The organism is Bradyrhizobium sp. LB13.1 (genome assembly GCF_054056815.1).
Genome location: NZ_JBSRYQ010000001.1, coordinates 5,573,866 through 5,593,294 on the forward strand (window position 1 = coordinate 5,573,866; position 19,429 = coordinate 5,593,294).

General features: G+C 64.9%; 18 protein-coding genes and 2 pseudogenes. 12 read left to right on the forward strand and 8 right to left on the reverse strand.

Going from position 1 to position 19,429, the window contains the following annotated elements; translation table 11 throughout:
• The first annotated feature begins 1 nt into the window (after position 1).
• From livM to ACVWYI_RS27110, 4 genes and pseudogenes are all read left to right on the forward strand, one after another.
• Positions 2–1,322: pseudogene (gene livM / locus ACVWYI_RS27095) on the forward strand (high-affinity branched-chain amino acid ABC transporter permease LivM).
• A complete protein-coding gene (locus ACVWYI_RS27100; RefSeq protein WP_456663654.1) occupies positions 1,319–2,152 on the forward strand; it encodes an ABC transporter ATP-binding protein in 834 nt (277 codons plus the stop codon). The pseudogene livM and the gene ACVWYI_RS27100 overlap by 4 nt, the downstream one beginning before the upstream one ends.
• Positions 2,149–2,892: an ABC transporter ATP-binding protein gene (locus ACVWYI_RS27105; protein ID WP_247444497.1), complete on the forward strand. Its 744-nt coding sequence runs from the start codon at positions 2,149–2,151 to the stop codon at positions 2,890–2,892. Before ACVWYI_RS27100 ends, ACVWYI_RS27105 begins: the two co-directional genes overlap by 4 nt.
• Positions 2,893–3,076: 184 nt before the next feature.
• Entirely contained in the window at positions 3,077–4,195 is a 1,119-nt protein-coding gene (locus tag ACVWYI_RS27110) for a branched-chain amino acid ABC transporter substrate-binding protein (RefSeq protein ID WP_247339034.1), read from the forward strand.
• Positions 4,196–4,276: 81 nt separating this feature from the next.
• On the opposite strand, the gene ACVWYI_RS27115 is transcribed toward ACVWYI_RS27110, so the two are convergent.
• Positions 4,277–4,663 (reverse strand): response regulator, encoded by a 387-nt coding sequence (locus ACVWYI_RS27115; protein ID WP_247339044.1) that lies wholly within the window; start codon positions 4,661–4,663, stop codon positions 4,277–4,279.
• Positions 4,664–4,904: 241 nt separating this feature from the next.
• On the opposite strand from ACVWYI_RS27115, the pseudogene ACVWYI_RS27120 reads away from it, so the two are divergent.
• Both ACVWYI_RS27120 and ACVWYI_RS27125 read left to right on the forward strand, forming a co-directional pair.
• Positions 4,905–7,716: pseudogene (locus ACVWYI_RS27120) on the forward strand (PAS domain S-box protein).
• 58 nt (positions 7,717–7,774) lie between these two features.
• The gene (locus tag ACVWYI_RS27125) at positions 7,775–8,773 is read left to right on the forward strand and encodes a P1 family peptidase (RefSeq protein ID WP_456663655.1); all 999 of its coding nucleotides are present in this window, start codon (positions 7,775–7,777) and stop codon (positions 8,771–8,773) included.
• A gap of 164 nt (positions 8,774–8,937) precedes the next feature.
• Here ACVWYI_RS27125 and ACVWYI_RS27130 read toward each other — a convergent pair whose 3' ends face one another.
• Positions 8,938–9,744 (reverse strand): EF-hand domain-containing protein, encoded by an 807-nt coding sequence (locus tag ACVWYI_RS27130; RefSeq protein ID WP_247339061.1) that lies wholly within the window; start codon positions 9,742–9,744, stop codon positions 8,938–8,940.
• A 251-nt stretch (positions 9,745–9,995) separates the two neighbouring features.
• On the opposite strand from ACVWYI_RS27130, the gene rpe reads away from it, so the two are divergent.
• The 3 genes from rpe to ACVWYI_RS27145 all read left to right on the forward strand — a co-directional run bounded on the left by rpe (position 9,996) and on the right by ACVWYI_RS27145 (position 11,372).
• Positions 9,996–10,697, forward strand: coding sequence for a ribulose-phosphate 3-epimerase (rpe, locus tag ACVWYI_RS27135; RefSeq protein WP_456649355.1), 702 nt, complete (start codon positions 9,996–9,998; stop codon positions 10,695–10,697).
• A 291-nt stretch (positions 10,698–10,988) separates the two neighbouring features.
• Positions 10,989–11,168: a hypothetical protein gene (locus tag ACVWYI_RS27140; protein ID WP_456663656.1), complete on the forward strand. Its 180-nt coding sequence runs from the start codon at positions 10,989–10,991 to the stop codon at positions 11,166–11,168.
• A 21-nt stretch (positions 11,169–11,189) separates the two neighbouring features.
• Entirely contained in the window at positions 11,190–11,372 is a 183-nt protein-coding gene (locus ACVWYI_RS27145; protein WP_247339077.1) for a hypothetical protein, read from the forward strand.
• 25 nt (positions 11,373–11,397) lie between these two features.
• Here ACVWYI_RS27145 and ACVWYI_RS27150 read toward each other — a convergent pair whose 3' ends face one another.
• From ACVWYI_RS27150 to ACVWYI_RS27170, 5 genes are all read right to left on the reverse strand, one after another.
• The gene (locus ACVWYI_RS27150) at positions 11,398–12,822 is read right to left on the reverse strand and encodes a serine/threonine protein kinase (protein ID WP_456663657.1); all 1,425 of its coding nucleotides are present in this window, start codon (positions 12,820–12,822) and stop codon (positions 11,398–11,400) included.
• A 5-nt stretch (positions 12,823–12,827) separates the two neighbouring features.
• Positions 12,828–13,568, reverse strand: a complete 741-nt coding sequence (locus tag ACVWYI_RS27155; RefSeq protein ID WP_247444490.1) for a metallophosphoesterase family protein — start codon at positions 13,566–13,568, stop codon at positions 12,828–12,830.
• Between the two features lie 114 nt (positions 13,569–13,682).
• A complete protein-coding gene (locus ACVWYI_RS27160; RefSeq protein WP_247339080.1) occupies positions 13,683–14,288 on the reverse strand; it encodes a hypothetical protein in 606 nt (201 codons plus the stop codon).
• The gene (locus ACVWYI_RS27165) at positions 14,281–14,967 is read right to left on the reverse strand and encodes a hypothetical protein (RefSeq protein WP_247339081.1); all 687 of its coding nucleotides are present in this window, start codon (positions 14,965–14,967) and stop codon (positions 14,281–14,283) included. The genes ACVWYI_RS27160 and ACVWYI_RS27165 overlap by 8 nt, the downstream gene beginning before the upstream one ends.
• Positions 14,964–15,734 (reverse strand): MotA/TolQ/ExbB proton channel family protein, encoded by a 771-nt coding sequence (locus ACVWYI_RS27170; protein ID WP_247444488.1) that lies wholly within the window; start codon positions 15,732–15,734, stop codon positions 14,964–14,966. The genes ACVWYI_RS27165 and ACVWYI_RS27170 overlap by 4 nt, the downstream gene beginning before the upstream one ends.
• Positions 15,735–15,932: 198 nt before the next feature.
• On the opposite strand from ACVWYI_RS27170, the gene ACVWYI_RS27175 reads away from it, so the two are divergent.
• The 3 genes from ACVWYI_RS27175 (at position 15,933) to ACVWYI_RS27185 (ending at position 18,407) form a co-directional block, all read left to right on the forward strand.
• Entirely contained in the window at positions 15,933–17,303 is a 1,371-nt protein-coding gene (locus ACVWYI_RS27175; RefSeq protein WP_456663658.1) for a sensor histidine kinase, read from the forward strand.
• Positions 17,304–17,310: 7 nt separating this feature from the next.
• On the forward strand, positions 17,311–17,961 hold the full coding sequence (locus ACVWYI_RS27180) for a response regulator (protein ID WP_247444486.1): 651 nt from the start codon (positions 17,311–17,313) through the stop codon (positions 17,959–17,961).
• A 143-nt stretch (positions 17,962–18,104) separates the two neighbouring features.
• Complete coding sequence (locus tag ACVWYI_RS27185; protein ID WP_247339087.1) at positions 18,105–18,407, forward strand: hypothetical protein; 303 nt, start codon at positions 18,105–18,107, stop codon at positions 18,405–18,407.
• 54 nt (positions 18,408–18,461) lie between these two features.
• Here ACVWYI_RS27185 and ACVWYI_RS27190 read toward each other — a convergent pair whose 3' ends face one another.
• Positions 18,462–19,046, reverse strand: a complete 585-nt coding sequence (locus ACVWYI_RS27190; RefSeq protein WP_247339089.1) for a TetR family transcriptional regulator — start codon at positions 19,044–19,046, stop codon at positions 18,462–18,464.
• Positions 19,047–19,429: the final 383 nt, after the last annotated feature.

Here is a 19,429-nt window from a genome sequence, read left to right on the forward strand (position 1 = left end):
CGTGAAAACTCCCTCGATCAATACGGCCAAAGCTCCATCGGGCATCCCCGCTCTCCTGAAGACCGCCTGCTTCAACGCGTTGATCGCGCTGGTGCTGTTCTCGCTGATGATCGGCATCCGCACCGAGGCGGGTTCCGACGGCCAGCTCACCTACTGGACGCGATTCGGCGACCTCGCATCCATCGTCGCCGCCGTGTTCGGCGGCTCGATCGTGATCGAGCTGCTCAGGCAATGGATCGGCCCGACCGGCGCCTGAGAAGCTGGTGCCGCCTGCGTTGCAAAGCGGCATGTCGTTCGTCGGCCGCTATCTCGCACCGGCGCTCCTGATCTTCACGCTGCTGGTGCCTGTGATCTTCTATGACCAGCGCTACATCCTCGACCTCGCAATCCTCGTGCTCACCTATGTCATGCTGGGCTGGGGACTGAACGTCGTGGTTGGCCTCGCCGGCCTGCTCGATCTCGGCTACGTCGCCTTCTATGCGGTGGGCGCCTATTCCTACGCGCTGCTCGCCACCAATTTCGGCTGGTCGTTCTGGGTCTGCCTGCCGCTTGCCGGCATCCTTGCCGCATTCTGGGGCGTGCTGCTCGGCTTCCCCGTGCTGCGCCTGCGCGGCGATTACCTCGCCATTGTGACGCTTGCCTTCGGCGAGATCATCCGCCTGGTCATCATCAACTGGCAGGACCTCACCGGGGGCCCCAACGGCGTCTCCAGCATTCCTCGCCCCTCCTTCTTCGGCATCCCGCTCGACAACAGCGACAACGGGCTCGCCGCCAAACTCGGCATCGAGTATTCGCCGACCCACCGTATCGTCTTCCTGTTCTATCTGATCCTGGCGCTTGCGCTCCTCACCAACTGGGTGACGATCCGGCTGCGCCGCCTGCCGATCGGCCGTGCCTGGGAGGCGCTTCGCGAGGACGAGGTCGCCTGCCGCGCGCTCGGCATCAACACCACGACCACCAAGCTCACGGCATTCGCGACCGGTGCGATGTTCGGCGGCTTTGCCGGCGCGTTCTTCGCGACCCGCCAGGGCTTCATCAGTCCGGAGTCTTTCACTTTCCAGGAATCGGCGCTGGTCCTCGCCATCGTCGTGCTCGGCGGCATGGGCTCGCAGCTTGGCGTGGCACTCGCCGCGCTCGCCATGATCGGCGGCTTCGAGCTGTTCCGCGGCCTCGAGAATTACCGCATGCTGGTGTTCGGCATGGCGATGGTGCTGATCATGATCTGGCGGCCGCGCGGCCTGATCGGCCATCGCGCACCAACCGTGTATCTGACCAAGGCGCAGGCGATCTCCTCCGACCTCGTCAAGGAAGGGCACGGATGAGCGCCGACGAGATTCTCAGCGTCGACCGGCTGACCATGCGCTTCGGCGGCATCGTCGCCGTGCAGGACCTGTCGTTTGCAGCCGAGCGGAAGAAGATCACCGCGCTGATCGGGCCGAACGGCGCCGGCAAGACCACAGTCTTCAATTGCATCACCGGCTTCTACAAGCCGAGCGGCGGCGCCATTCGCCTCACCCATGGCGACGGCAAGGTGATCGCGCTGGAGCGACTGAACGATTTCCGTATCGCCAAGCAGGCCAGGGTCGCCCGCACCTTCCAGAACATCCGCCTGTTTCCCGGCATGACGGCGCTGGAAAACCTGATGGTGGCGCAGCACAACGTACTGATGCGCGCCTCCGGCTTCACCTTCCTGGGCCTTGTCGGCGCCCCCGTCTATCGCGACGCCGAAAAGCAGGCGATCGATCTCGCCACCGACTGGCTCAAGCGCATCAATCTGCTCGATCGCGCCGACGACGCCGCTGGCAATCTCGCCTATGGCGACCAGCGCCGGCTGGAGATCGCGCGCGCGATGTGCACCGAGCCCGCGCTTCTGTGCCTCGACGAACCCGCCGCCGGCCTCAACGCGCGCGAGAGCGCGGCCCTGAGCGAGCTGTTGCTTTCGATCCGCAACGATCTCGGCACCTCGATCCTGCTGATCGAGCACGACATGTCGGTCGTGATGGCGATCTCCGACCATATCGTGGTGATGGACCATGGCGTGAGGATCGCGGAAGGCTCCCCGCGCGAGGTTCGCGACGATCCCAAGGTCATCGCCGCCTATCTCGGCACCGATGAGGAAGAGGCCGTGGCCGTGATGGAGAGCGGGTCGTGACGCCGGCCCCCGCTCCGCTGCTCGCGATCCGCAGCCTTCGCGCCGCCTACGGCAAGATCGAGGCGCTGAAAGGCGTCGACGTCGAGATCAACGCCGGCGAGATCGTGGCGCTGATCGGCGCCAACGGAGCCGGCAAGTCGACGCTGATGATGACGATCTTCGGCAAGCCGCGCGCCCGCGCCGGCCAGATCCTGTACGAAGGCCGCGACATCACCGGCGTTCCCACCCACGAGATCGCACATTTGCGCATCGCGCAATCGCCGGAAGGCCGCCGCATCTTCCCGCGCATGAGCGTGGCGGAAAACCTCCAGATGGGGGCGGACGCGACCGAATGTACCGACGCCGAACGCGAGGCGACGCTCCAACGCGTGTTCGCGCTGTTTCCGCGGCTGAAGGAACGCTACGCCCAGCGCGGCGGAACCCTGTCCGGAGGCGAGCAACAGATGCTGGCGATCGGCCGCGCCTTGATGAGCCGTCCTCGCCTGCTCCTGCTCGACGAGCCTTCGCTTGGGCTGGCGCCGCTGATCGCGCGCCAGATTTTCGACGCGATCCGCACTCTGAACCGGCAGGACGGCCTGACCGTGCTGATCGTCGAGCAGAACGCCAACCATGCGCTCAAGCTCGCCCATCGCGGCTATGTCATGGTCAACGGCCTGATCACGCTGGCCGGGACCGGCGCCGAATTGCTGCAGCGCCCCGAGATTCGCGCCGCCTACCTGGAAGGCGGGCGGCACGGCTGAGGCGCCCGAGAACGAACCCTCAAGAGCCAAGCCTGCGGACCCGCGTGCGGCTGAATGTGGCGAGATATCTGCGCCAATGCCCGTATTTTGCCGGTGACTTCTCCCAAGATTCATTCAAGAATGGCGCCGGTTTGAACCGGGCATGCCCGGCAACGTCCACAGGCGACCACCCTCGAGGTATCTCATGAAATCACTGAAGCTCATCGGTCTGGCATTCGGCGCTTCGATCGCGCTGTCGAGCGCGGCGTTCGCGCAGGATGTCAACATCGCAGTCGCAGGTCCGATGACCGGCGGCGAGTCCGCCTTCGGCCGCCAGATGAAGAACGGCGCCGAGATGGCCGTGGCTGATATCAACGCCGCCGGCGGCGTCAACGGCAAGAAGCTCGCGCTCTCTGTCGAGGACGATGCCTGCGATCCCAAGCAGGCGCGCTCGGTCGCCGAGAAGATCGCCAGTGCCAAGATGCCGTTCGTCGCCGGGCACTATTGCTCGTCGTCGTCGATCCCGGCTTCGGAAGCCTATGCCGACGGCAACGTGCTCCAGATCACGCCTGCCTCCACCAATCCGAAGTTCACCGATAGCGGACTGTGGAACGTGGCGCGCGTCTGCGGCCGCGACGACCAGCAGGGCCTGGTCGCCGCCCAGTACATCGCCAAGAACTACAAGGGCAAGAACATCGCCATCCTCAACGACAAGACCACCTACGGCAAGGGTCTTGCGGATGAAACCAAGAAGGCGCTGAACAAGGCCGGCGTTACCGAGAAGATGTACGAGTCCTACAACAAGGGCGACAAGGACTTCAACGCGATCGTCTCGCGGCTGAAGCGTGACAACATCGATCTCGTCTATGTCGGCGGCTACCACCAGGAGAGCGGCCTCATCCTTCGCCAGATGCGCGACCAGGGCCTCAAGACCGTGCTGATGGCCGGCGACGCGCTCGCCGACAAGGAATACGCCTCCATCACCGGCCCGGCCGGCGAAGGCACACTGTTCACCTTCGGCCCCGATCCGCGCAACAAGCCGACCGCGAAGAAGATCGTCGACGCCTTCAAGGCCAAGAACATCGACCCCGAGGGCTACACGCTCTACACCTATGCGGCGATGCAGGTCTGGTCGCAGGCGGCCAAGAAGGCCGGCACCACCGACGCCAAGAAGGTCATGGCGGCCATCAAGGCCGGCAAGTGGGACACCGTGATCGGACCGATCGAGTATGACGCCAAGGGCGACATCAAGCAGCTCGACTACGTCGTCTACAAATGGGATGCCAAGGGCGGCTACGCCGCGATCAGCGGCAACGGCACCTGAGCGCACTTGCCGGGCCTGAAGGCCTCCTCCAATCATCATCGCGCCCCGGGTTACCCCGGGGCGTTGCTTCCTGCGGCAAGGTCAGACGGCTGCGGGCAGTTCGCCGTCCGCTGCGGCCTGGGCCCTCCGCAGCGCTTGCAGAAGATCGTTCGGCCGAAATGGCTTTTGCAGGCAGACCACGTTGGCGAGGTGGGGCGATTGTTCCATGAAGTCCAGCGCGGTCATCCCCGACACGGCAATGACCGGGAGGCGGGGTGCAAGCTCGCGCAGAGTCGAGATGACCTCGACGCCGCTGGTGTCGCCGAGGAAAATGTCCACGATGGCCGCGTCGAAGGAGGCCGCGCTGAACGCTTTCACTCCGGCCGCGCCGCTGTCGGCCTCGACGACCTCGTAACGGTTGACGCGCAGCACGATCGCGACCATCGCACGGACGTCCTTCTGGTCGTCGATGATGAGAACGCGGGCCATAGGGAACAACTCCCGGATCCTGAAATCAAAATGCCTGATTCAAACCTGGAACCCATAGCAGTGGGAGGGCATTATGGCACCGTCCAGTAAAAGCGCATCTTACCCGATCCCTAGTGCGCGTTCCCAACAAGATTAAGCAAGCTGTAACCTTCGGTTGAGTCGCGGTGGGTTTTGTCATGATGCGTGCCCAGAACGAGCTACCATGGACGGAATTTCATTGGGCCAAATGAGACTGGCGAAGATGCTCAAGACCGATTCGCGAGAGCTGGACCTGTCCGCGACGACCGAGCGAAACACATTCCTGTCGACCTTGCCGGCCACCGCGTCGGACCGCACCGCAGCATTGGCGATCGTCGGCGTCGCCTCGATCCTGTTCGCACTGGCCGTACCGTTCGCAGGTATCCCGCTGCTGCCTGTGCCAGCCTTCGTCGCGAGCTATCAATCCGCCCTCGCCGCCGCGGACATCATCACCGCGGTCCTTCTGCTGTCGCAGTTTGCGGTGCTCCGGACCCGCGCACTGCTCGTGCTAGCAACGGGCTATCTGTTCACTGCCGCGGCGGCCACATGCCATGCCCTCACCTTCCCGGGACTTTTCTCGCCGACGGGGTTGCTGCGTGCCGATCAGCAGACCGCGGTCTGGCTCTACATGATCTGGCACGGCGGCTTCCCGCTCTGCGTGCTGGCCTATGCCTGGCTGAAGGAGGCCGACGGCGGCGCCAGGATCTCAGGCTCGGCAAGCAAGGCGATCTGCGCCAGCGCGCTCGGCGTCGTTGCGGTCTCGATCGTCTTGACCTGGATCGTCACTGCCCAGCACGATCTGCTGCCGGTCCTGCTGCGCGACGGCCGTTACACGCAGCTCATGATCGGCGTGGTGTCCTTCGTTTGGTCCCTGAGCTTCGCCGCACTGGTCTCGCTGTGGTTCCGGCGTCCGCATTCGATCATCGACGTCTGGCTCATGGTCGTGATGTGCGCCTGGCTGTTCGACATCGCACTGTCGGCGATCGTCAACGTCGCGCGCTTCGATCTCGGCTTCTACGCTGGCCGCTTCTACGGCCTCTGCGCAGCTACCTTCGTGCTTGCGGTGCTTCTGACTCGAAAATGTCCGCCTCCAGGCCCACACGGTGGGCCTGGTCGGCAGGCTGCGCCAGCAGTCAGCATTGGATCGCGACTACTACGGCAAGCGCCTTGCCCTGTACGGCGCCGTCGTCGAATCCGCCAATGACGCCATCATCACGAAGACGCTCGACGGTGTCATCACCGGCTGGAACAAGGCCGCCGAACATCTGTTCGGCTATGCCGCCACGGAGGCCATCGGCAAGCCGATCGACATCATTGTGCCGGACGACCGCAAGGCCGAGGTCAGGGGTATCCTGAACCGGGTCGGCGGCAACGAAACGATCGCCCAGCACGAGACGGTCCGCATCCGAAAGGACGGCCGTCGGCTCGACGTCGTGCTCAATATTTTTCCGCTCAAAACAGCTGGCGGAGAGATCATTGGCGCCTCCAAGATCGCCCACGACATCACGGAGGAGAAGCAGTCACGGGAGAAACTGCGCCGCGAGATCGAGGAGCGGCAGCGCATCTTCGAGACCTCGCAGGATCTCATCCTGGTCACCGACGGTTTTGGCAATTTCGTCCAGGTCAGCCCGAGCGTGAAGGATATCCTCGGATTCGGTCCGGAGGACATGGTCGGACACAGCGCAACCGAGTTCATCCATCCCGACGATCTCGACAGGACACGAAGCGAGATGCGCGCGGCGCGGCGCGGCGCCGTCAAGCGCAGCTTCGAGGCGCGCTACTACCACTACGACGGTCACGAGGTCACGCTGAATTGGATGGGCACGTGGTCCGATCCGGTCAAGCGCCATTTCTTCATCGGCCGCGACCTCACCGAGAAGCAGGCGGCCGAGGCGCAGTTCAGGCACGTCCAGAAGATGGATTCCATCGGTCAATTGACCGGCGGTGTCGCGCACGACTTCAACAATGTGCTGACCGTCATCACCGGCACGATCGGCATTTTGGCGGATGCGGTCGCTGACCGTCCCGAACTCGCCGCCATCACCAAGCTGATCGACGATGCCGCCGAACGCGGCGCGCAACTGACCAAGCATCTGCTCGCCTTCGCCCGCAAGCAGCCGCTCCAGCCGCGCGAAATCGACGTCAACGCCCTGACGCTCGAGGCCGCAAAGCTCCTGCATCCCACCCTCGGCGAGCAGATCACCATCCTGCCGCAGCTCACCGAGGATGCATGGCCGGCACTGATCGACCCGGGTCAGCTTTCCACCGCGATCCTCAATCTCGCGCTGAACGCGCGCGATGCCATGCCCGACGGCGGCACGCTGGTGCTGGAGACCCGCAACATCTTCCTCGACGACGGTTATGCCAGCATGAATCCCGACGTGCTGGCCGGCAATTACGTGATGATCGCCGTCAGCGACACCGGCTCCGGAATCCCGCCGGAGTTGATCGACCGGGTGTTCGATCCCTTCTTCACCACCAAGGAGGTCGGCAAGGGCACCGGCCTCGGGCTCAGCATGGTGTTCGGCTTCGTCAAGCAGTCCGGCGGCCACGTCAAGATCTACAGCGAGGAAGGCCACGGCACGAGCGTGAAGATCTACCTGCCGCGCTCGAGCGGCGTGCAGGAGACCGAGTTCGAGGCGCTCCAGAACGCGCCCGTCACCGGTGGCGACGAGAAGATCTTGATCGTCGAGGACGACGCGCTGGTGCGGCAATATGTCGTGACCCAGATCAAGAGCCTCGGTTATGCCGCCCTCGAGGCCGGCAACGCGGCCGAGGCCCTCATCATCATCGACTCCGACAAGGACATCGACCTGCTGTTCACGGACGTCATCATGCCGGGCAACATGAACGGCCGCCAGCTCGCCGATGAGGCGGCGCGCCGGCGCCCCGACCTCAAGACGCTGTTCACTTCGGGCTACACCGAGAACGCCATCGTCCACCACGGCCGGCTCGATTCCGGCGTGCTGCTGCTGGCAAAGCCCTACCGCAAGTCCGAGCTCGCCAAGATGCTCAGGACCGCGCTCGCCGGTTGAGCCTGCGGCATCCCTGCGATATCGCTGGAGCGATCGCCTTTCAGCCTGCGGAGCCGTCTTGAAAAACCTTCTCACCGATATCGCCGGCGTCCGCGTCGGCCATGCCGAGGATGCGAAACTCGCCTCGGGCGCGACCGCGATCATCTTCGACCAACCGGCGGTCGCGGCGATCGACATCCGCGGCGGCGGACCGGGTACCCGCGAGGATGCCCTGCTCGATCTTGCCAGCACGCAAGAACGGGTCGATGCGATCGCGTTGTCCGGTGGCTCCGCCTTCGGGATCGAGACCGGCGGCGGCGTGCAGGCCTGGCTCGCCGAGCAGGGTCGCGGTCTCAATATCCGCGGCGCGGTGATCCCGCTCGTGCCGGGTGCGATCGTGTTCGACCTGCTCAATGGTGGCGACAAGGCCTGGGGGCGCTTCGCGCCCTATCGCGATCTCGGTTACGCGGCGGCCTTGGCCGCAAGCCACGATTTCGCGCTGGGCAGCGTCGGCGCCGGCCTGGGTGCCACCACTGCGACCTTCAAGGGCGGGCTGGGGTCAGCTTCCGCGGTCCTGGCCAACGGCATCAAGGTCGCCGCGATTATCGTCGTCAACGCGGTCGGCAGCGCCACCGTCGGCGACGGGCCGTGGTTCTGGGCAGCGCCATTCGAGGAGAACGGCGAGTTCGGCGGGCGCGGCCTACCGACTGCGTTCACACGGGACATGCTGGCGATGCGCATCAAGGGCGGGCTCGCCGCGACCGCGCGCGAAAACACCACGATCGGCCTCGTCGTCACCGACGCGACGCTGACCAAGGCACAGGCCAAGCGGCTTGCGATGATCGCGCATACCGGGTTTGCCCGCGCGATCTATCCGGTGCATGCCCCGACCGACGGCGACGTGCTGTTTGCCGCCGCGACTGGCGAGAAGCCGGTCGAGCCGTTGGTCGGCCTCACCGAACTCGGCACGGTCGCCGCCAACGTGGTCGCGCGCGCGATCGCACGTGGCATTTACAATGCGACAGCACTGCCGTTCGCAGGGGCACTACCGGCGTGGAAGGATCGCTTCGGCGCGTAAGTAGCACTCGCATCTCGCAACACGTCACACGTCATCGCCCGGCGAAGACCGGGCGATCCAGTATTCCAGAGACGATAAATGATTGAACCGAAAGGCCGCGGCGTACTGGATGCCCCGTCTCCGCGAGGCACGACGACGCAATTTGCGGAGGGAGAGCTTCTCGCTCACACGCTCATCGACATGGACGAGCCGGCAGCCGCTGAGGCGCCTTGCCCGTGCCCGCCTTGCCGCTGCATCAACTGCGCAAACAGATCATAAGCCGAATTACCGGAGGCGCTGGGGGCGCCCGGGACCGTTGTCGACATCTTGAAGCCGTCGGTATAGGTGACGGTGGTGGTGGACGAGCCGTCGGCGCCGGTCGTCGTGGTCGAGGTCGAACCGCCGCTCGACTGCGAGGAAGCATCCGAACCGGTGCCGGACGCATCGCCCGCACCTTGCGCGCGATGGTGGCCGTGATGGCCGCTCTTCAGCGCCTTCGACATCTCGTCGAGGCTGACGCTGCCGTCGGAATTCGAATCCAGCTTGGAGAACACGTCGTCGGCCTGCGCCGTGTTGGTGCCGCCGGCACCCAGCGCATTCTCGAATTCGGACTTGGTGATCTTGCCGTCGCCGTCTCCGTCGATCTGCGAAAAAAGGTCCTTCAGCGCGGCGTCACGGCTCGTCGAGGACGTCGACGTGGAGGACGTGGGGTTCGACGAGGTCGAGCTGGCTGTGCTGCTCGTACTGTCAGAGGACTGGCTCTGCGCGGCGAGCAACGCGTTCATCGTCTCCGGCGAGATCTTCGGATATTTGCCCGAATTGACCGAAGAGGTCGCGCCGCTGGTCGTGCTGTTGCTGCCGCTGTCGATCGCGAACGGATTGGTCGCGCCTTTCGAAGACCCCGTCTTCTGGGTCGACGAGGACGATTTCGAATTCGTCAGCGACTGGATCGCGTCGAGCGCACTCGATGCGGCACCAAGGGCAAACAACATCGCAAAACTCCAACCGATGCGGCATGCCGCGGCCAATGTCCTGGAGGTGACGTCAGCAAGCGCCGTGCCAACGAAAAAAGCTCAATGAAATCCGCCTTCGCCGCACTTTGCACGGCCCGGGAACACCGGCAATTCATGCCGATCGCGGCAGAAATTTCCGCCCACAGAAAGCTCGCCACCCCTGCATTGCCCGGCTGAGAGGCCCATGTTAGGCGAGTTCATCTTTCACGGCCGCCACGGGAAACCGCGCTATGACCCAAGCCTTCGCCCCCCGCCCCCTGGCAATCGCGCCCTCGATCTTGGCCTCGGATTTCTCCAAGCTTGGCGAGGAGGTGCGCGCCGTGGACGCCGCCGGCGCCGACTGGATCCATCTCGACGTGATGGACGGGCACTTCGTTCCGAACATTTCCTATGGCCCCGACATCATCAAGGCGATGCGCCCGCATACGAAGAAAATCTTCGACGCCCATCTGATGATCTCACCGTGCGACCCCTTTCTCGAGGCCTTTGCGAAAGCCGGCTGCGACCACATCACCGTGCATGCGGAGGCAGGTCCGCATTTGCACCGCTCGCTCCAGGCGATCCGCGCGCTCGGCAAGAAGGCCGGCGTTTCGCTCAATCCAGGCACGCCGATCAGCGTGCTCGAATACGTCATCGACCTCGTCGACCTTGTGCTGGTGATGTCGGTCAATCCCGGCTTCGGCGGCCAGGCCTTCATCCCCTCCGCGATCGGCAAGATCCGCGATATCCGCGCGATGACGGCAGGCCGTCCGATCGACATCGAGGTCGATGGCGGCGTCGGTCCCGACGTCGCAGGTCTCCTGGCCGCGGCTGGCGCCAACGCCTTCGTCGCCGGCACGTCCGTGTTCAGGGGCGGCACGCAGGAAGCGTACAAGACCAACATTGCCGCGATCCGCAACGCGGCCGCAGGCGCACGCGGCGAAGCGATCTGAGGCGTCACGCGCTTTCCGCGAATGAGCGGCTTCTACGGATGCTGCGACGCGCAGTGCCTAAAATTGCAATCTTGATCCGTACTCCTCCGGGCTTCCCTGATTCGCGCAAATCACCGCTAGTGATTCTTGCCTGTTTTCGCGGGAGCACATCATGACGACGACCCTGGTTTGGACTGGCGTGGCGTTGTGGCTTGGTTTCAGTGCGTTTGTTGTGTTTGGGCCGTCGGCCGGACCGGTGCAGGTCCCGGCATGTTCGTTGCGTACCACCCGTCGCCATTGGATCTGACGCAAGTGCAGTTCGCGCTCGTGAAGCGTCAGCCGAAGCGCAGGCGCCGCATTCCGCGGCGCCCGCACCCGGACCTCGATTATTTCTTCGGCCGGCTCGAACGCTCCGAAGGCGAGATGCGCGACGACACCGGGCCCGAAGCGGCGGACCTGGATCACCCGCTCCGGTCACCGCGCCGGCATTGAATTCTTTTCTGGACCAAGCACATGAAGCCGCACTGCCCGAACTGCCTGAAGGAAATGACCAAGGCATCCGCGTCGCGTAACCTCTTCAACTGCGAGCCCTGCCGCGAGCTCATCCAGTTCTTCGGCGGCAGCGCGGATCACGGCGAGCCCGGCCCCCAGTTCTCCTGGCCGATCCGCCGCAAGCGCTCCGCCCACGCGGCCTGAACCTTCCAGCATCCAGAGCACGGCCCTATCCGGCCTCCTCGCCCGCATCCGCAGCCAGCCGCGGCGGCCGCACCACGGTGACAGTGCAGGCCGCTTCCGAGGCCACCTTGGCCGAGACGCTGCCGAGCAGCGTGCGGCGGAACGAGCTCTGCCGCGCGCCAATGATGAGGTGGTCGACCTGGTTGACCTCGGCGAATTCCAGGAGCGCCGCAGCGGGATCGACCGCTTCCAGCACATGAACCGACAGCCGGCTCTCATCCAGCTTGAGCGGCGTCGCCCAATGCCTCAGCGCCACCAGGCGGTCAATATGCTTGTTGGAGCCCTGCTCGTCGAGCGTCCGATCGATCGCGATCCGGTTGAGCTTGAGCACGTTGACGCAAGCGAGCCGCGCCGACGGCAGCGTCGCGAGAATGCGCTCGGTGGTGACGCGCAGCGCCTCGTTCAGCTCCGGCGCGCCTTCCACCGTCTCGAGCGCAACCGCGAGGATCGGACTCGATGCGATTTGGGCTGCGACATCCGATTTCGCGCGGGGCGCCATGACACCCTGGTTGAACCGGCGGCGCCAGGCGACGCTGAGCGGATCGCGCTTCAGCCGCTCCGAACGCGCGGTGAGCTTGATCTGGTCGGGATGGGCGAGATCGAACGCAAGCTGTGACGCCGTCGGATAGCGCCACACCGGCTCGATCTCGAGGCACCTCAGCACGACCTCCTGGAGCCAGGGCGGATAGTCGGCGCGTAAGCCGCGCGGCGGGTACGGATCGCGCCACAGCCTCCTCCTCATCGCACGCAGCGTCTCGCCCTCGCCAAAGGGACGCTCGCCCGTCGTGAAGAAATAGAGCAGCACGCCGAGCGAAAACAGATCGCTGCGCGGATCATCGCGCACGCCTGACAGCCGTTCCGGCGCCATATAGGGCGCAGTGCCGTAAGGCAGGCGGAATTCCTCCTGCAGCAGATCCGGCAGATGGTTGTGGTGCGACAGGCCATAGTCGATCAGCACGGCCTCGCCGCTCTCGCGGAACATGATGCTGCTCGGCTTGATGTCGTGGTGGATCACGTTCTGCCGGTGCAAATCGGCGAGCCCCGTCGCGATCCTGGCGACGAGCCGCCGCGCCTCGTCATACGGCAGCGGCAAGTCGGGCAATCGCTTGTAGAGCGTGGTCCCGGAGATGCGCTCGATCACGACATAAGCCTGGTGGGCGAAATCGCCGGTGCCGAAACATGAAGGTACATGCGGCCCGGCCAGCCGCGGCAGGATCATCATCTCCATCTCGAAGGAGACGATCGCCGCAGGGTCCTCGCCCTCCGACACCCGCGGAATCTTCATCAGCAGCGGCACGTCGATGCCGGGATAGGTGACCGTCCACAGCGTCGCCATCCCGCCGGCATGGATGCATTCGCAGATGGTGTAGCCGTTGATCTCTGCGCCTGATTTGACCAGGGGTTTCGGCATCGCCTCTAGCGCCCCTGCGACAGCCGGTCGGCAAGCCAACGTGGCAGGCCGTTCTCGCGGATCCGGTTCGCGGCCGTCTCGACATCGTAGGGCGCGCGGCAATAGGTGATCAGGCAAGAGACCGTGTCGAACAGCACGAAAGCGGCGGATGGATCGCTATCACGTGGCTGGCCGACCGAGCCGAGCACCGCAAGCCATTGCCGCCCGCGCAGTAGCGGTACGGAGACGTCGGTCTTGGGCACCAATCCCGACATCTTCGCCGTCACCGACATCGAATAGATCGCCGGACGGTGGATGTGGCCGCAGAACGTGACATGGGCCGGCGTCGCGATCAGGCTCTTGGCGGCGTCCGCCGTCGATCGGACATAGTGCCAGCTTCGGGGGCTGGAGGCTTCCGAATGCACGAACAGGCGATCGCCGTCCTGCACCAGCATCGGCAATTCCGCCAGGAACCGGCGCTGCACGGTGTCGAGCCGACCGCGGGTCCATTCGATCGCGATCTGCGCCTCGGCATTCATCGTCTCGGCCGAGGAATTGACCGCCTGGTCATGGTTGCCGCGCACGGCGACGGCGCCTTGGGCAACCAGCTCCATCGCGGTATCCACCACCCATTCCGGATCGGCGCCATAGCCGACGAAGTCGCCGAGCAGGATGAATCGCTCGGCGCCACGCGCCCGCGCGACCTTCAGGCACGCCTCGAACGCCTGCCGGTTGCCATGGATATCCGAGAAGACAGCGAGAAGCACGCACCCTCCACCCCAAATGTCTTGTCGGAAGCCGATAAGGCCAAATTGAGCGACGTCAAGATGCGTCTGCGCGGTTCGGTTTTCCAGCGGGTCCCTGCGGCGAGGGTGAAGGGCCTATTGCTCGTCCTTGGGCGGCATCCGGGGTGGCGGCACAGGGGTGAAACCGGCGCCTTGCGCGCCGGCCTGCGGAGCGCTGAACTCGCCGGTCGAGGAATCGCCGCCGCTCGTCTCCATGATGGTCTTGGGCGTCACATATTCCCGGACCATGTCGATGAGGCTGCCGTCGCCGCCGCCGAAATCGGCGGCGCGGCCGCCTTGCGGATGTCCCAGCGCGATCTCGTTCTCCGCTGCATGGGTCTTGTCGGCCAGCCTGTCGTTGTAGGGGATGCGGAAGGCTCGGGGGATGCCGCTTGGGCGATTGTCCTCATCCAGTTGCTCGACCCACAGATAGATCGAGCCGGGATCGCCCTCCAACGAATGCGGCTCGACGATGCGGGACTTCAGCAGCTTGAAGTTCCCCGGCAGCCGATCGGCGCTGGCCCAGCCGAGCAGCCCGCGCATTTCCGTGAAGCTCACGACATAGAACGCACTGGTCACGACCACCGCGACTGCCTTGAACGACCAGTGCAGCCGCGCATAGACCAGCACGATCAGCAGCAGCGCGCCGATGACGGTGTAGGCTATCGATAGCGTGAGGATGATCGTTTGCAGGCTAGTCACGGCGCACCCTCGCAGCGTTCTTGCTCACACCGGTGCTCGGGTCGAGATCGGCGCCGTTGCGCCAGCCGCTGCGAAAGGTCTCGAGCAGCGATTTCGGCCGCTGGTCCACATTGACCACCTTGCCTTCGGCATCGAGCCGGAACCGCACCGCGGTCTTCTCGTCGCCGGTGTGATCGAGCATGAACTTGTTGTCGAAGACCACCTGCGCCGTCGGATTGAGCTTCTGCACCTTCACATTGGCCTCGACCGGGACGCCGGTCGTCGCCACGAAATGCGATACGTTGACGGTGTATTCGCCGGGAACGATGCCGCGCACCGTGACGATCTCCTCGCGGATCGGCGAGGCGATCTTCTTGCCGTTGACCATGATGAAGTCGTTGGCCCCGCCGCGGTCATCGCGGTCGAGCGTCAGGAAGCCGGCCTCGCGGTGGCGATACCAGGCGATGTTGCCGGCGGGATCCTGCACGAACAGGTCGAGATCGTCGGGATGGCTGTCCGGCCAGTCCAGCGTGATCATGAACTCGGCCTTGGAGTCGATCTTGCCGTCCTTGGCATCCGGCGAGACCGCGAGCAGTGCGAGGAAGAACAGGAACGCGATCACCTGGAGCGCCTTGAACAGCATCACGCCCAGGGGATCGAACGGCTCCTCGCGCGGATAGAGACCAAAGTCATCCATCATGACGGCGTTCCAGCGCCCTTGCGCTCCAGTACCGGCGTCACATAGGTCTCGGTCAGCACCACCGCGTCCGAGAACACCTTCTGGGTCGCGGCGTCCAGCATGTAATACTGGATGCGGACCAGGATCGAGCCGACGAGGCCCGCCAGCGTCGTGTACATCGCGACCGCCATGCCATCGCTCATCAGCCCCATCGAGGATCGCATTGCGACCTTGTCGGCGGCGTCGAGCCCCGCGATCGGCGCCAGCATGATGATGAAGCCGACGATGGTGCCGAGCAGGCCGAGCTTCATCAGCGTATCCGAGACGAAGGCCCCGAAGCCGTTTGACCCGCGCAGGCGATCGGCGAGCGTCCGCAATAACAGCGTCTGGTCGACCGGACGGTAGTCCTGCGCCGTGGCCTTGGTCACGAGACTCTCGATGTGGTCCCGCACCAGCCCGCGCGGCAGCGCGGTCGCGCCGGCGTCCAGCGCCTTGCCGCCCTCGGGCGCCGCGAGCACCGCGCGGCAGCGCCGGGCCGCCGCGCCCTCGCGGGCAATTGCCCGCGTGCGCAGGAAGCAGTGACCGCAGGTGAGGACATAGAGCAGCGCGATCACGCTGGAAATGTAGGTGCGGTCCGACGACAACATCAGACGGATCAGGCCGAAGCGCCACAGCAGCACGACGGCGAAGACCGAAAGCCCGGTGAAGATCATCCAGAACAGGAGCGCGCTGCGCTCGGATGGGTCGGTCGCGGTCCCCGCGATCGGTCCAATCGTCATCGAACTCATGCTGCACTGCTCCTGGCCTGCAAAGATTGGCCTACCGCGATTTCCCGCCCATTAGATCAAAGCCGCCGCGCCCGGTCCAAAGAGCCATGCCCAATCCGGCTTGGGAAATTTGCCCGAGCTGCCATCCTGCCATACCTCGCAATTGGCAAGGCGCGGCGGCGTTGTTAGGCTGACCTTACCAAACTTTGGGGTGATCGCATGCGCCTTGTGCTTGAGCTTGTCGCCCGTCTGTTTCTTATCGTCGCGCTCTGCCTTGGAGCGGCGACCGTCTGGGCGACGTTCGACGCCTATCGCAGCGTCGACCGGGCGACCGCGGCCTCGGCGCAACGGGTCGCGCAGGCGCTTCAGGCGCTGTACTGGCACGAATTCTTGTTGCGTAGCAGCAGAACACGCGAGCAGCTTCTGCCGGTTCCGGAGTGGCGCACGCTGGAGACGATGAAGCTGATCTCGCCCGGCGTCTGCGTCGAGTTCCAGCCGGTCATCGCGTTCGAAAAGCCGCTCTGCGGCCAGAGCGAGGGGCTAGGCAAGACGCCGCCGCGCTGGTTCGCATCGATCGTGCCGACCTTCCTCGGCAGCCACGCCGAAGTGATACGGCCCGTCAGTCCTCGCGCGGCGACCGCCGGAACGGTGGTCGCGACGCCGGATGCCGCGGCCGCCATCTCGCTCGCCTGGGAGTACATCCTCAACGTGATCGACGTCGCGCTTTTGATGGCGGCGGCGATCGCACTGCTGGCTTCGCTCGCGATCGCGCATGCGCTGGCGCCGGCGCGCACGATCGTGACCGCCTTGCAGCGCATGGCGCGCGGTCAGTATCGCACGAAACTGCCGCGCTTCCGCTCGATGGAGCTGGCGATGATCGGCAGCGCCGTCGGCGAGCTCGGCGGCCGGCTGGAGGAAGCGACCGAACAGCGCGCGGCGCTGACGCGGCGCCTGATCGAGATCCGCGACGATGAGCGCCGCGCGCTCGCCCGCGAACTGCACGACGAGTTCGGGCAAAATCTCTCGGCCATCCTCGCCTTCGCCAACACCATCGAGACGGCGGGCACGAAGGAAGACAAGGACAACGGCATCGCGCAGGACGCGCGGATGATCTCGCAGGCCACGCATCATCTGATGGCCTCGCTGCGCGACGCGCTGAAGCGCCTGCGCAATCCCCTTCCCGCAGAGCTTGGACTGGAGGCGAGCCTGGTGAATTTGGTGGATAGCTGGCGTTCGCAGAGCGCGGCGCGGCCGACGATCCAGCTCGATCTCAAGGGCGACCTCACCGACATCAGCGGCCCGGCCGCCACCACCGCCTATCGCGTCGCGCAGGAGTGCCTGACCAACGCATTGCGCCACGGCGCGGCACGCGAGATTTCCCTGCGCGTCGAGCGGCGCACGGGCGATGACGATGCATTGCTGATCAGTGTCGAGGACGACGGCGGCGGCGATGCGGTACGCGTGGCGCAGTCGGCCGGCTTCGGCCTCACCGGCATCCGCGAGCGCATCGCTGCGGCGGGCGGATCATTGTCGATCCTGCCCGCCCATCGCGGCCTCAGTGTCGCCGCCACCATCCCGCTCGCCGCATGAGGCCGGGATGAACGAGATTGCGGCAACAGGAATCTCCGTGCTGCTGGTCGACGACCATCCGATCGTGCGGCAAGGCTACCGGCGCGTGCTGGAAAGCCAGGGCGATCTGCATGTCGTGGCGGAAGCCGATAACGCCGCGGATGCCTACAGCGCCTTCAAGGCGCGCGATCCTGACGTCGTCGTGCTCGATATCTCGATGCCCGGCGCGAGCGGGCTGGAGGCGATCCGCAACATCCGCGCGCGCAGCCCGCGGGCGCGCATCCTCGTTTTCACCATGCACAACGAGGCCGTGCTGGTGAAAGCCGCCTTCAGTGCCGGCGCCAGCGGCTTCGTCACCAAGAGCAGCGAGCCGTCCGCGGTCGTATCCGCGATCCGCAGCGTTGCCCGCGGCGAACGCGCCATGAGCGACGACATCGCGCACATCCTGGCCGAGGACAGCCTCTCGGCGGGCTCGGCGCTGGATCAACTGGGAGAACGCGAGATCGAGATCCTGCGCCAGTTCGCGGGCGGCGCCACCACCGAACAGATCGCGACGCATCTCAATCTCAGCGTCAAGACGGTGCAGAACTATCACTATCTGATCAAGACCAAGACCGGCGCGCGCACGGATGCGCAGCTCGTGCGGCTCGCCGCGGCTTGCGGGCTGACGAAGATCTAAGTGTTCGCCCGTCCCTGGACACAGGGCGCGCAGAGCCCTCCTCCGCACGCGGGGCCTCCAAGAATATTTCGATCGCCTTAGCGATGCGGATTGGAACGGAGGCGGTCGAACTCTGGTTAGTACCAGAGCGAAGGAGTTCCGCCATGAGTAAGGCTATCCGCGAAGCCACCTATCCCGCGATCATCACTGTCGGCGAGCTCATCGATGAACTCTGCCGCCTGCCAGACACAGCAACGATTCGATTCCACTGCCCCCTGCTCGGACAAGAGCTTGCATTCTACCGGCTTCGAAAGCGGGCGAAGGACCTTGTCGAAATTGAAGTCAATGCGTATCCGGAAAGCCCGCCGGTCGTGCCATTGGCCGGTGCCGCGCTTGGTGGGCGGAAAAAATCTCACCATCCGCGTTCGCTCCGCGATGGTGCCCTTGCACATAAGGTGGGGGGATAACAAACGCCGGCCAGGTCGGCTACCGCTGGCTTTGGAGCGGGTGGGTTGTTCGGCCTAAGCCTTCAATCCGCGCAACAGCAGCGCCAGCGTCGCATCGACGCGCGCCGGCAGATCGGCGTCCTTCCACTCGTCGGCGTGGGCCGGATGGTGGAAGCGGACGGTGGCATCGAACATGGCGCGCGCGGTTGCCTTGACGTCGCCAACCTCGAACACGCCCTGCTTCACGCCGTCGGTCAGGATCGCCCCGATCTGGTCGATCATGGTGTCCTTGTGACACCTGACGGCTGCGCAGGCCTCGCGCGCCAGGGTCAGATAGGTGTCGAACATCTCGGGGTCGTCGAGCACGCGCGAACGCTTGGCGTCGAACAGCGTGCGCAGCCAGCGGTCGAGCCTGACTGGCGCCGGACCCTGCTCCTCGGCGATCGCCAGCAACGGCGCGTCGATACGGTCCAGCCAACGTTTGGCAACGGCCTCGCGCAGCGAGGCCTTGCTCGGGAAATGGCGGTAGACGCTGCCGTGGCTCACATCGAGCGCACGGGCAACGTCGACCACGGTGGCCTTGGCAAGTCCGTAGCGCCGCAACACGTCCTCGGTGACTTCGAGGATCCGCTCCGGCGTCAAGATAACGGCTTCATTCATGCCAGCACCATGGTCCCGTTGAGGGCTCAGTTACCCGGCGATGGAGCTGCTTTCCGAAGCGCCCGTGCCGGTCGTTTCGGAAAGCTCTCGCCTTAATGAGGCAGTTTTGCAGCCTGCGCCGCGATCTGGCGCGCCACCAGTAAATTGAGCCAATGCCCAATCGTCCCGGTCAGATTGATGATTTCGGTCGTCATTGTCTTAAGTCTCCAATCGTCCGCGGTTTCTCCTCGGGGAGAACCACGAGACGCCCAATCGGAGCGTCCAAGAACGGATATACACGTCTCGCTGACAGATTTCAATATCTGTCAGTCAATGATCCGTGATTGACAGCCGATTTTTGCGGGCCTCCTCTCCGGCCGCCCTTGGGCCGGCTGGTCCGGTGG

What these genes read in the sequence shown, in the direction of transcription:
- ACVWYI_RS27175 (WP_456663658.1), top strand. Translation starts at nt 15,933, where the DNA reads ATGCGCCTTGTGCTTGAGCTTGTCGCCCGTCTGTTTCTTATCGTCGCG.
- ACVWYI_RS27145 (WP_247339077.1), top strand. Translation starts at nt 11,190, where the DNA reads ATGAAGCCGCACTGCCCGAACTGCCTGAAGGAAATGACCAAGGCATCC.
- ACVWYI_RS27130 (WP_247339061.1), bottom strand. Translation starts at nt 9,744, where the DNA reads ATGTTGTTTGCCCTTGGTGCCGCATCGAGTGCGCTCGACGCGATCCAG.
- ACVWYI_RS27180 (WP_247444486.1), top strand. Translation starts at nt 17,311, where the DNA reads ATGAACGAGATTGCGGCAACAGGAATCTCCGTGCTGCTGGTCGACGAC.
- ACVWYI_RS27115 (WP_247339044.1), bottom strand. Translation starts at nt 4,663, where the DNA reads ATGGCCCGCGTTCTCATCATCGACGACCAGAAGGACGTCCGTGCGATG.
- ACVWYI_RS27150 (WP_456663657.1), bottom strand. Translation starts at nt 12,822, where the DNA reads ATGCCGAAACCCCTGGTCAAATCAGGCGCAGAGATCAACGGCTACACC.
- ACVWYI_RS27170 (WP_247444488.1), bottom strand. Translation starts at nt 15,734, where the DNA reads ATGAGTTCGATGACGATTGGACCGATCGCGGGGACCGCGACCGACCCA.
- ACVWYI_RS27110 (WP_247339034.1), top strand. Translation starts at nt 3,077, where the DNA reads ATGAAATCACTGAAGCTCATCGGTCTGGCATTCGGCGCTTCGATCGCG.
- ACVWYI_RS27100 (WP_456663654.1), top strand. Translation starts at nt 1,319, where the DNA reads ATGAGCGCCGACGAGATTCTCAGCGTCGACCGGCTGACCATGCGCTTC.
- rpe (WP_456649355.1), top strand. Translation starts at nt 9,996, where the DNA reads ATGACCCAAGCCTTCGCCCCCCGCCCCCTGGCAATCGCGCCCTCGATC.
- ACVWYI_RS27185 (WP_247339087.1), top strand. Translation starts at nt 18,105, where the DNA reads ATGAGTAAGGCTATCCGCGAAGCCACCTATCCCGCGATCATCACTGTC.
- ACVWYI_RS27165 (WP_247339081.1), bottom strand. Translation starts at nt 14,967, where the DNA reads ATGATGGATGACTTTGGTCTCTATCCGCGCGAGGAGCCGTTCGATCCC.
- ACVWYI_RS27190 (WP_247339089.1), bottom strand. Translation starts at nt 19,046, where the DNA reads ATGAATGAAGCCGTTATCTTGACGCCGGAGCGGATCCTCGAAGTCACC.